8 protein-coding genes and 1 pseudogene are annotated in these 11,292 nt (G+C 62.2%); 6 read left to right on the forward strand and 3 right to left on the reverse strand.

Annotated features, from left to right (window positions below; translation table 11 throughout):
* Positions 1 to 41 precede the first annotated feature (41 nt).
* The 3 genes from HUW62_RS41815 to HUW62_RS41825 all read left to right on the forward strand — a co-directional run bounded on the left by HUW62_RS41815 (position 42) and on the right by HUW62_RS41825 (position 4,640).
* Complete coding sequence (locus tag HUW62_RS41815; RefSeq protein WP_176437605.1) at positions 42 to 2,204, forward strand: hypothetical protein; 2,163 nt, start codon at positions 42 to 44, stop codon at positions 2,202 to 2,204.
* Positions 2,201 to 3,535 carry a hypothetical protein gene (locus tag HUW62_RS41820; protein WP_176437606.1) on the forward strand — a complete coding sequence of 445 codons (1,335 nt, stop codon included), beginning with the start codon at positions 2,201 to 2,203 and terminating at the stop codon, positions 3,533 to 3,535. Before HUW62_RS41815 ends, HUW62_RS41820 begins: the two co-directional genes overlap by 4 nt.
* Positions 3,536 to 4,088: 553 nt before the next feature.
* Positions 4,089 to 4,640, forward strand: a complete 552-nt coding sequence (locus HUW62_RS41825) for a hypothetical protein (protein WP_176437607.1) — start codon at positions 4,089 to 4,091, stop codon at positions 4,638 to 4,640.
* 232 nt (positions 4,641 to 4,872) lie between these two features.
* Here the strand turns inward: HUW62_RS41825 and HUW62_RS41830 are convergent, their stop codons facing one another.
* Both HUW62_RS41830 and HUW62_RS41835 read right to left on the reverse strand, forming a co-directional pair.
* On the reverse strand, positions 4,873 to 5,769 hold the full coding sequence (locus HUW62_RS41830; protein WP_176437608.1) for a protein kinase: 897 nt from the start codon (positions 5,767 to 5,769) through the stop codon (positions 4,873 to 4,875).
* 246 nt (positions 5,770 to 6,015) lie between these two features.
* On the reverse strand, positions 6,016 to 6,501 hold the full coding sequence (locus tag HUW62_RS41835) for a hypothetical protein (RefSeq protein ID WP_176437609.1): 486 nt from the start codon (positions 6,499 to 6,501) through the stop codon (positions 6,016 to 6,018).
* Positions 6,502 to 7,067: 566 nt separating this feature from the next.
* On the opposite strand from HUW62_RS41835, the gene HUW62_RS41840 reads away from it, so the two are divergent.
* Together HUW62_RS41840 and HUW62_RS41845 are read left to right on the forward strand one after the other, a co-directional pair.
* Positions 7,068 to 8,021 carry a hypothetical protein gene (locus HUW62_RS41840; protein ID WP_176437610.1) on the forward strand — a complete coding sequence of 318 codons (954 nt, stop codon included), beginning with the start codon at positions 7,068 to 7,070 and terminating at the stop codon, positions 8,019 to 8,021.
* A gap of 12 nt (positions 8,022 to 8,033) precedes the next feature.
* Positions 8,034 to 8,491: pseudogene (locus HUW62_RS41845) on the forward strand (hypothetical protein); the annotation flags it as partial.
* A gap of 65 nt (positions 8,492 to 8,556) precedes the next feature.
* Here the strand turns inward: HUW62_RS41845 and HUW62_RS41850 are convergent.
* Complete coding sequence (locus tag HUW62_RS41850; protein ID WP_176437611.1) at positions 8,557 to 9,315, reverse strand: YecA family protein; 759 nt, start codon at positions 9,313 to 9,315, stop codon at positions 8,557 to 8,559.
* A gap of 612 nt (positions 9,316 to 9,927) precedes the next feature.
* Here HUW62_RS41850 and HUW62_RS41855 point away from each other — a divergent pair.
* Complete coding sequence (locus tag HUW62_RS41855) at positions 9,928 to 11,118, forward strand: methyltransferase domain-containing protein (protein ID WP_176437612.1); 1,191 nt, start codon at positions 9,928 to 9,930, stop codon at positions 11,116 to 11,118.
* Positions 11,119 to 11,292 lie beyond the last annotated feature (174 nt).

The raw sequence follows: 11,292 nt of genomic DNA on the forward strand, positions 1-11,292 counted from the left end.
TCTCAGTGCCCACCCATGCGGCGAGGAGTGCGGCGGCAGGTGTGTATCGGGGGGAGGAGTCAGGCTCCGCGGATGGGCCGCCCGAGATAGGGCCGATGGGTCTGCGACGCGGGCTCCAGGGGGTGGTCGTCGACAGGGACGGGGCGCGAGGCTCAAACAGGGAGGGCGGCGTCTTCGTCTGTGGCGGCAAGGCCTTGCCCTCGGGCTGGCCTCACCTGGACTCCAGCCGGGAGGTGCTGGCGCCCTTCCTGGCGTGTGCCTCGCCCGCGGAGTTCGTGGCCATGCAGCGCGGGGTGGACATGGCCGCGCTGGTGCAGTCCCTCACGGCCTGGGACGCTGTCCGCCTGGGCGCACTGGGGCCTCTGGACGAACAGGCCTCGGCCGTCCTCAGTCGCAAGCGCGCGGCCTTCCTCGTCACGTCCGTGGAGAAGTTCGGCGTGCCGTATTCCGAGGTGCTCGGCCTCTTCGTCCTCCATGCGGCCTTCGACGACGAGCTGCGCGAGGTGGTGCAGCGGCTGGCTCGCGACAAGCAGTTGGGGGAGACGCTGGGCAGCATGCCCGTCGTCCGCGAGGAGCTGAAGCGGCGGGGCATGGAGCTGGGGACCTTCCCGGAGCGAGGAGAGAAGGCCGGCGACGTGCTGCGCGGGCTTGGGCGCGCGGGCCGGGACATGCTCTCCAGCAGCTTGGTGAGCGGTGAGGCCCGGTACACGGAGCTCATGGCGATGCGTGGGCAGATGCCGTCGCCCTACCAAGCAGCCATCGATGAGGTGGAGAAGGCCCTGATGGAGAGGCACTACTCGCCGGGAAGCCTCTCGGCGGGAGCCTTCGACCACCTGACCTTCGGTGTGCCGGTGGGCTTCTACCACCTGGCGGTGGGGACGGGGCATGGGGCGTACTCGCTGGCGCAGGGCAAGTACGAGCAGGCCACGCGCGAGCTGGCGCCGGCTGCGCTGGTGGTGGCGGTGTACGCCGGGGGCAAGGGTGCTCGAGCCCTGGTGGAGTCGCGCGGCGGGCTGAGGCGGCTCCAGATGCCGACGCTCGACGTGGCCGGCATGAAGGCGCTGCTGGCGCGCCTGGAGGAGCAGTTCGGCATCGCCGCCGCGCGCGACTTGCTGCGCTACCTCCAGGCGAGCCGCGAGGGCGCGCTGGTGGCAGCCGAGTGGGGCGAGGCGGGCCTGCTGGCGCTCTACGAGGCGCGCGGAAACCCCGCGAAGGCGCAGGCAGTGCTGATGGAGGCTGCGAGCCGCGAGCCCGCCCAGTCCGTGGCCAGCAGGGGCTCCGCAGGGAAGCGGCCCGTCAACCTGGACCTCTTCGAGCAGAACGCCGAGGTGTCCGCCGCGGAGTCGCAGGCGGCCAGCCGCGAGTCCTCCAAGGCTGCAACGACGAGGGAAGGGGTGAATCGCGAGCCCGCCCGGTCTTCGGCGGCAAGGCGGCAATTCGACAACCTGGACCTCTTCGCCCAGGACGCCAAGGCGGGCGCTGCGGAGGCCGCGAAGGCGAAGCTGTTCCTGGCGGAGCTGGAGTCTTCGGGTCCACGGCTTCCGAAGGACGTGAAGCTGCTGAAGGAGCAGGCGCCGAAGCTCGAGGAGCCACCGCCGGGAGTCGAGCAGGGGGCGCCGCTCTGGCAGGAGTACGTTGCCTACCGCAAGAGGCGGCTGAAGGAGATTCGGGACGGTGACGCCGTCAAGGGCCCCCTGAAGTGGGAGGGCTATGAGGGGATGCGCGCCTACTATGCTCGGGGCATGGCCTTTGAGAGGACCATGGTTGCCATCCTGGAGGCGGACGCAGCGTTGCCCCGCGCCCAGCGGCGCTGGCTCGGCGACTTCGAGCAACCTCGCATTGAGACGCACGTGGGCGTCTCGAAGGTGGACTTCCGGTACGCTGATGTCCTCGTCATCGAGGAGCGTCCCCCTCCGGGACAGCCGCCTCGGGTGGAGACGTTCAGCTTCAAGAGTCGAAACCTCAGCATCCTGAAGAAGGAGGACTTGGAAGTGCAGGTGAATACGGATGCGAGCAATGCGATGAAGTACTACGGTGGAACGCTGAAAATTCTTCGGGACGGTATGCGACAGCAGGCGGCTGTGAAGCGGGTGCGCCTTGTCTACGAAGGCGAAAAGCTTCTGCCTAAAGATCGGGAAATGTTGGCCAACGCGGTCGATGCCGCACAGGAGAGAATCAAGGGCGTGGAGGTGCTGTTCCAATGAAACTGCTGACGCTGCACGACTTGAACAAGGCAGATAGCCTGAGCTTCTCCTTCAAGGGCGCATTCGACTCGCCCGATGGAGTGGAACCTGCATTGACGCCTCTGTTTGCTGCTCTTGAGAAGCATGCGGACAGATGGATGCCGACACTCGTCAAGTCGAACCGGAAGCGTAGGTATTCAAGAGAAGCCGTGTGGCGCGCGATAGAGGAACGTCGCGATGAGTATGGATCGATCATCGGACTGTACCGTTCAGAGAGCCCCGCAGTGTCGCTGGTGCTCAATCTCATGCTTGCACAAGGTCAGTCCACCTTGCGCGCCAGTCTCGATGTGCAGCCACTCTCCTTTTTTGCAGATGTGGACGCCTGCCGCGGCTTGGTGGCAATGGCTCGGGCTTGGGCATCCCGATATCCGGCGGAACATGCTGCAGCGCATAGTGTGGCCGACCGGCAACTCGCGGGGGCTCCTTCCTTCGGTCGCGACGAGGCGACACGTAGGCGGGATGGATTCGACAAGGTCTACGAGGTGTTCTGGCTGAACGTCTTCGGCCCCAAGCTCGTGGAGAGCATAGGTCGCGAGCGGATGCTCTCGACTCCGGCACACCTGGTGGAGGAACTTCCCAACGGTTCTGTCCTCCTGGTTCTGTGGCCCACTGCCGCCGAGTTCGCCAACGAGGAAGCGCGCGTGGCGCAGGCCCGCGCCCATGTCCACCTGCGGCCGGACCTCGACTTCGACACGGTGCTACGCGCGCTGAAAGAGCGCCGCGCCGCGCTCGTGCCCGTTGAGCCGCGCTTCCACCCTGACGTGGCGCCGTTCCTCTCGCGGCTGCTGGACGAGTTCGCCATCAGCGAGCGGCAACGGAAGATTGCCGAGTTCAACGCCTTCTGGCCTCCTGTGCCGGATGAGTGGCTGCCGGTCGCCCTTCCATCGGACGTGGCGAATCCGGAGCGCGTCCTCGAATCCTACGGAGACCTGTCCGAAGGTCTCGTGGCAGCGCTGCACACGAAGGTGCCCTCCCTCATGGACGAGACGGCCGAGTCCATCACGGATCTCGACCTTTTCTTCTGGAGAGAAGACTTCCCCAAGAGGTACGAACGGCAACTCATCGATGGGCACACTGCGCCAGCGCTCGGAGCTTACCTGGGGGACGTGCTGGTGCGGCGGTTGGGAGGGACGTGGGTGCTGCGGCAGAAGATGGAAGAATCCCAGGTGCGGGTGGGCAAGCGCGTCTGGCTGCCTTTCCTCCGCGCCCGCCGGTACATGCAGTCCTGCCAGTCGTTGCTGGACTACTCGCTCACGCAGTTCTTCCATGAGGCGGAGCGGTACCGGCCCTGACTGGGACGCAGGTGCGCACTACAGCGGCGGTTGCTGAGGGCCGACTGCTACCGCCGCTGTCGTCGTGCTAGGGGCTGTCCCTGATTAGCGCAGCCAGAGAATCATGGCCGCGACGTGCAAGACGGCGAGGTAGCAGGTCGCCGTCTTGTCATAGCGGGTGGCGATGGCGGAGTTCGCCAAATTGAACTTTCCGACTATCGTCCTGCGCTCCTGTTCGGAGATCAGGGACAGCGCCTGAGCTGGGGCTGCGACCATCCAGAAAGGTCACGGCGGTTGACGTCCTCGATAACAACGTCCAGGTCCCGAACAGGACGGCTGACACAGCCCAGTGATGTGCGCCGTGGCGATGGGCCCCGACGCCGCGAGTCGGGGACTGGCGCAGGTGACACGGGAGACGGTGGACTGAGCCGCTCATCCAACCGGCGCACCGCTGCATGTCCCGCCGCATACCCCAGCGAGGACAGCACGCCGTGGGCGAGCTCCGTCACCAGGACTCGGACCCAGGGCGCGGTCATCAGGTCCTTGGGGTGTTCAGGGCTTCGAGAGCAGCGGCATGCCAGTGCTCCACGAAGTCTGGTCCAGCATCGCTGATGGGCCGGGTGTGGCGTATGTTGTTGAGGGTGTTCAGGGCTTTGAGAGCAGCGGCATGCAAGTGCTCCACGAAGCCTGGTCCAGCATCGCTGATGGGTCGGGTGTGGCGCATGTTGTTGAGGGACTTGCCGTAGGAGTCCCCCGTCTTGTCCTGGAGGCGACGCGCCAACTGCTGCTCATTGGACTTGTCATGCCGAGCAGAATCGGCGGCGCTCCCGGGATGACGAGGCGTGCTAGATTCCCGGACATGAACCCAAAGAACACCACCGCCGATGTAACATTGGGGTCCACGTGGACCGAGAACAGCGCCGCCGCCGGAGGGACCGTCTGGAAGGTGGATATCCGCCGCGGGTTCTCTGTCGAGGTTCCGGGGAAGAGCCTCCTGGTCGAGTTTCCGGAAATGACCGAGCGCCTCGACGTCAACCTCGTAAATGGCCTCGGCGAATCCCGGGTCGTCAAGATGCGTGATTTTTTGGCCAACTTCACGCGTGTCGAGGACGACACCGAGAGCTGACCTCAGCGGTGCAGGCGCAGGGCGAAGTCAGCGCCAGTCTCCGAGCATTCCCGGCTTGAAGCCCGAACCAGCGTCACGCCCTCGTCGCCTGAGCCCGTCACCTCGAAGTGCATGGGCTTGCTGTCCTCGCCCGCACGCAAGTTGCCCTGCCACATCCGGCGCGTGGGCCCGTCGGGATAGTGCCTAGTCGCCGACGCAGATGAATTCTGACATTGATGCTATGGCAAAGGCACTACCTTCGAAGCCCTTGCAGGTGAGTCACAACTTTCCCCATATCATCCAGTCGCTCGTCTGGTTCGTCCTGCAATAGATCGAGAACCAAACTATGCAAGGCGCCGCCGAAGGGGTCTCGCCTTTTCGAAGGAATACCTGCGGAGACATCACCCGTCGCAACGAACCAAAGGAGCTTTCCGAATTGAAACATGTCGGAGCGATGATCTACCAAGCGCGTCTTGTCCCGCGCATATGCAAGCAATTCGGGTGACGAGAAATTGGCAGGACCAACGAACTCTGTAATCTGTGTGAATTTATCCAATGGTCGCCCGGCGACATTCTCACCCACGCGCTTGGCGATTCCAAAGTCAATCATCATGGCGCCTTTTCCATGTGCCTTCCGCACGAAATTCTCCGGCTTAATGTCCCGATGAATGAAGCCGGCATCGTGCAGGTGGCTAATTGCACCCGCCATCTCTAGTGCAACGTCGCAGAATTCATTCCCCTGAATCACCCCGAGCTTATGAATGACTTCTCGAAAATTATTCCCACCCATGGACATTCCCATCCATGGTACAGGAGTAGTGTGTCCCTTCTTGTCAGCGAACTCCAAATCTCCTTGGCCAAAAAACTCAGCAATGTTTTTCTGGCCGCCAACCTCATCAAGTATTCTCACCTCATTTCTGAACCTATCTACCCGCGCAGCGTCAAGCTGCCTCAGGAACTTAACAGCGCAGGTTCCGGCAAGAACATTCTTCGGCGTGTATCTGGTTGCGTCGAACACAACGCCGTTCCCCCCTTTCCATGTGGATGTTCCAAGCTGGAAGATGGTGCCATTTATTGCGATGACCTTCTGGGGAAGAGTCATCGTCACTGGCGGTTTGTTCTTCTCCAGCTTGAGTTCGATGTATCCCACTGATGGCTCCGTTGGATGAGTTGCTCTGGCTAGCCGAACCCCTGGGTGGACGCAGGCACTATGGCCTATTTCGTCGGGTTGGGTAAGGCATCAAATACGCCACCTCTTTTTGCTGGGCGTGGCCTCGCTCATTCACCGCGCCGTGAAAGCAGTGGGCTTGTTGCCCACTCACCGGGGCCCTCTCGTCTACGCCCTTCCCGTCGTCAGCTTCTCTCCGCGACGGGGAGGCCGTACCGTCCTCGCTGCCTACCGTGAGGGCAGCTGGCTCCGTGCCGTGGTGGACACCGTAGCGGACGCCGTCGCGACGCCGCGCCGCGCCCCCCATTCCTCTCCTGCCATAAAGCGCATGGCTCCGATGAGCCCGCTCGGTTCGGAGTCTGGAGAGCCCGGCTGAGCCCACCAGATGGGCAGCTCGGACAGCGCGGCATATGCCTGTTCTCGTTCATCCCAGTGCTCCAGGAAGTACGCACCTGCCAGCCGGCGGAATTCGTCCATCGCAACTTCGTGATTCGTACTGGGCCGCTCCTGATGCTCTAGCACGTGGACGGGCACCCAACCCCTCTCGGTCCGCGCCCACGCGGCCAGGCCGTCAGACTCTTGCAGTTGGGCAGGGGAGGCCGCCATTTCGGCATCGGTTAGCATCCGCTCCCGGTTGAGGGTGAGCAGCGCCCAGCGGAAGTCAGAGGCCTCGAACACACTGCCGTTCAGCTCGCTCTGGACCCTCTTGGGCATTGGGCCTTCCCCATGCGGCCTGAAGGAGTCGCCGCTCACCGTGGGGACAGTAGCGAGCCCTCCATGGGGCGTCGAGGAGCTACCGGCCGCCCGGGCCTAACCCCTGGGGGGTATGGACCAAGAGGCTTGGCGCTGCCTTCGAGCGCGCCGCACTCCTCCTGCCCTGGAGCTGCTGGAGCCAACGTGGGCGTGTTGCTGCGGTGGCCGGGCGGAACGATGCGGGGCCGCGCCAGAAGCTGGAGGAGTCCCAGGTGCGAGGTGGCAAGCGCGTCTGCCTGGCCTGCCGCCGCGCCCGCCGGTACATGCAGCCCCGTCAGGCGCTGCTAGACTACTCGCTTACCCAGTTCTTCCATGAGTCGGAACGGTATCGGCCCTGAAGGAGAGATGCTGCCCACCGGCGTCCGAGGAAATGTCGGCTGGCGCGCAGCCTGCTGAAAAGCGCAGAGGACGGTGTCGTGATAGAATCAGGTCGGGGCGGCCTGAATCGCGTAGTGCATGATGCATGAGCCCAAGTGACGTAGACCTGCTGGTCCATGCCTTGAATGCAGTGTATGGATGATTGAACTATGGATATGCCACTATTTCATCGAGATGCGCAATCGGACGATGATCCAGAGTACAGGGCCCTTCTGGAGGACGTCCCCTTTCATGCGCAGCTGCGCACGTATCTGGAGGCGATGTGGTCGCGATTTCGACCGCTCGCATCCGCCCATTGGCAGAGTGAATTTCCGCGGCAGACTCATCGACGCTTCTGGGAGATGTACCTTTGCGCTGCACTTCTAGATTTTGGTTTTCAGTTGGAGCAGCTCCCTGATGATGCCCCCGATGCGCTCGTACGCTTGCCAGATGGCCGCCCGGTCTGGTTCGAGGCTGTTGCCGCTGATGCAGGCGAGCCGGACAACCCTAATAGTGTTCCCCAGCTATCGGAGCTTGCGTTGGACGTCGTACGGGTTGGTTATTTGCCCGAGGATCAGATAATTCTTCGTATCACGAATGCCATTGTGTCTAAGGTTAACCAGCGTGCCAGGCGAATTAAGCGCGGTCGCGTGAAGGCAGAGGATGTTTATGTTGTGGCGGTCAGCGCGGGTGCCGTCCCGTTAGCTTTCGTTGCAATGCGTGATCTCCCTATTGCTGCTCGTGCTGTGTTTCCTGTTGGGCATCAATATTTCAAGGTGAACACCTCTTCGTTCGAGGTCGTAGACTCAGGTTGGACTTCCAGGATGGGGGTAATAAAGAAGCCCAGGCCAGCAGCTATGTCGGAAGTTCAGACGAATGCATCCGTGGTTGTGCCAACTACCCTGTTTGCCGATGACGAGCATGCAGGGATTAGCGCCATTGTATATTCGGATGCTAAGGTGAGTCGGCACGCAGCAGAGCGCGGCGGCAAGTGGGGTGATGACTTCGTCCTCATCCATAACCCCTTTGCTCGCAGCCCGCTGCCAAGAGGCTTTTTCCCTCGCGGAAGGGAGTTCACGGCCGAGAATTCTGATGACGACATGGTATTGGTCCGCCTCCGTTGATCTCGTTCGGTGCTCGTAGAAAACGTAGGTCGAGAGCGGATTCTTTCGATGCTTGCTCACCCTGTGGTGGACCTCCCCAATGGCTCCGTTCTCTTGGTGCTGCGGCTCACCGCAGCCGACTTCGACAGTGAGGAGGCACGTGTCGCGCAGGCCCGCGCCCATGTCGAAATGAGCGAGCATGTGGGCGTCAAAGGCTAGGGGTCAGCCAAAGGGATCGGATCAGCACGAAGCGAACGTCATGGCTGGGGCACACCGCCCCGGCGCTGGGCGCCTTCCTGGGGGGCGTGCTGGTGCGGCGGTTGGGAGGGACGTGGGTGCTGCGGCAGAAGATAGAAGAGTCCCAGGTACGGGTGGGCAAGCGCGTCTGGCTGCTCTTCCTCCGTGCCCGCCAGTACATGCAGTCTCGCCAGTCGCTGCTGGAGTATTCGCTTACCCAGTTCTTCAAGGAGGCGGAGCGGTACCGGCCCTGACTGGGCGTATTCGAGCCTGACGGCGGCAGACGACCTGCTTGGGGAAAGTCCGGTAAGGCTCAGGCTTAGTCCCCGGAGCCGTGGCATCGCTTGAACTTCCGGCCACTCCCGCAGCGACACGGTTCGTTGCGGCCAACTTTCCCATGGGCCGCTTCGCTGGCAACGCCGAGCGTGGCCGCGGGTTCACCGCCAACACCGAACGCAGCCATTGCGCCCAGGAGGTCCTGCGGCGTTTCCATGAGATTTCTGATTTGTGCCAGAGGCTCGTCGAAGATGATCCGTTCGACCATCGTCGCATCGCCTACCAAATACGGAACATAGCGCGTGTCCATGCCGCGCGAGAACGAGTGATCCGAGCACACAACATACTTGCTCCACCTCCACGGCACGGGCAGGAGATCGTGATGCTTGTATACGAAGTAGGTCACGTCGATGATGTGGCTGTCTGGAAATGTCAGCCAGACGTGGAATGGGTACGGCTCGGCGCTATTCCGCAAAGTGCCGCGCAGTTCCAGTTCCAGCCGCTCGTAGGTCGTTCCGAACTCACGCTTTCCGCTGACCTCAATGTCGCCAACTGTGACAAGACAGTTCACCCCTTCTGAACGGAGCCATCGCCAGAGCTCGACGTGAATCTGGCCACACATGATCCTGATCTGTGTCGACTCATACAGCATCGAGTTGATCATGCGGCCGACGAGGTCAAGGGCGTCGATGGCACGCCCCATCTCGGGTAGTCTGTCGGGAACGCCTCTGATGAGTCCGAGTTCAACCGACTTCTGCGCCGCGTGTTTGAACGCGTCAAAGTACTCGTCACCGTGATGCATCGCTCATGCTCCCAGGTCATGCCGAACAGGTGGTCCAAAATATAGGACAGATGGGGGCCCGTTTGAGGGTGGCGGGCGGGCGTAGAGGGGCTGAGAAGACCCGCTGGCCGGGAGCACGTGGACTCCCTCAAAAGGAAGTGGGCGGAACGCCTGTCGTTGCGCGTCGCTACCCGTCGGGGGCACTCACACTGGTCGACTTGGCTCTCGACGAGGTTGCGCTACCGGCCGCCCGAGCTCACCCCTGGGTGGTATGGACCAAGTGGCCTTGCTCTGCCTTCGAACATACTGCACTGCTCCCCTCTGGGGCCAACGTGGGTGGGGCATTGGCGCTGAAGCTGTGCAGGATGATGTGGAGGCCGCGCCAGAAGGTGGAGGAGTCTCAGGTGCGTGTGGGTAAGCGCCTCTAGCTGCTCTTCCTTCGCGCCCACCGGTGCATGCCGTCCCGCCAGGCTCTTCTGGACCGCTCGCACACTCAGCTCTTCAATGAACCGGAGCGGTATCTTCCCTGGCGGGAGTGAAGGCGAGTCTGACTACAGCCGTAGTCATGTGGGGCGTAAGGGTAACTTCAGGGACCTTGCCGCAGAGTAGGTCATGCGCTAGCACAATGGCATCATGGCCGCTCAATTCAACCGCAAGACCCGTGTCCGCCTCAGCATAGTCCTCAAAAGGGCCGACCCTTGGGAGAACCTACATCTGTTTACTGACTCGAATCGTGCCCTCGTACGTAGGCATGTGGAAGGGCTACCCCAAACGCTTTTGAGTGGGGCCATCGAGATGGTTCAGGCTGGGGCTGGGGAAGACCTGAGTAAGCGCGTTGACGCATCCTCAATTGAAGAGATGTGCGAACGGGCAGACGATGAATTGCTTGCCTTGTTCATGAGGGGTTGTTGGCACCATCTCCGGAGGCAGGAGCATTTTGAGAGAACAATCCCGTTGTCTCCTGCAGAGTTCGAGGAGGCAATCAACCAAACTGTCGCGGCAGGCGGGTACCCATCCAGGCTCCGGGATGGGGCATGGGTTCCTACTGTCGTATCGGATGCTGATGCGCTCTACCGCGCTCTATTGTCCAATGCGGATGACGCTGCGGAGTTCAAGCAAGGCGACATCCAAATTGAGATGGTGGTGTCCACTGTCCAGGAGCGGCTTTCCAGGCCTGGAGTAGTTCTTGTCGACTACGGCGTTGGTCTTGGGCGCGTCCTGCTCGGATTGGCGTCGGCCGGGCTATTCAAGAACGCCACATACGTGGCTGTTGACCGGCCCATTCACGATGACGTCAAGGCGCTAGCAGGCAAGGTGGGCGCGCAGGCCGAGTTTCATGATCGGGAGGCGTTCCTTGCCTCGTCGCAACTTACCGCTGACGTGATCATGGTGGTCAACACGCTGCACCACATCCCGTTTTCCGAACTGGCGAGGCAGTTGGCCGCCCTTCTGGCAAAGCTGAAACCAGAGGGCGTGCTCCTGGTTCATGAGATGGCAGAACTCCGGGAGCCAGAGCAGCTCAACGTCCCTTGGCGGGTCGAGGACGTCCACCTGCTATTCAACACACCTCTTCTGAAGCCAAACCTGCGAACGACGCAGTCCAAGGGCCAGAAGGTGCCGATTACCCACCTCCTCGTGAAAGTTGCTGGGGATGGAGACCTTTCAGGGGCATTGGAGGCCAACGCCCGCGCGGTTTGGGATCAGATGAAGGCGCGAACCTTGGACACCATCAGGGAGCTGTACCAGCGCAAGGACCCGGAGGCGTACCGCGAACTCCAGTACGCCTTGATCGCCAATGCGAACTTGGATCTCAACAAGCCCTGACCGTAGTGGGCGGACGACGAAGTCAGCTCTGAGTTTGAGGAGGTTGCGCCCGTCATTTGAGGGGACTTCTCGCTCGCCAGCGCCAGGCCCGATGCGCGAGGTGGGGGTGGACGCTCTCCGCAGGGACTCGACGCTCTGGGAGGCTCCTTTGGATGCGAATGGGGAGGGAGGGGC

The sequence above is a fragment of the Myxococcus sp. AM011 genome (assembly GCF_013372595.1).
Classification (GTDB): Bacteria; Myxococcota; Myxococcia; order Myxococcales; family Myxococcaceae; genus Myxococcus; species Myxococcus eversor.

Coding starts and splice junctions, on each gene's coding strand:
- HUW62_RS41855 (WP_176437612.1), top strand. CDS start 9,928: ATGGCCGCTCAATTCAACCGCAAGACCCGTGTCCGCCTCAGCATAGTC.
- HUW62_RS41850 (WP_176437611.1), bottom strand. CDS start 9,315: ATGCATCACGGTGACGAGTACTTTGACGCGTTCAAACACGCGGCGCAG.
- HUW62_RS41825 (WP_176437607.1), top strand. CDS start 4,089: ATGCCAGTGCTCCACGAAGTCTGGTCCAGCATCGCTGATGGGCCGGGT.
- HUW62_RS41820 (WP_176437606.1), top strand. CDS start 2,201: ATGAAACTGCTGACGCTGCACGACTTGAACAAGGCAGATAGCCTGAGC.
- HUW62_RS41835 (WP_176437609.1), bottom strand. CDS start 6,501: ATGCCCAAGAGGGTCCAGAGCGAGCTGAACGGCAGTGTGTTCGAGGCC.
- HUW62_RS41840 (WP_176437610.1), top strand. CDS start 7,068: ATGGATATGCCACTATTTCATCGAGATGCGCAATCGGACGATGATCCA.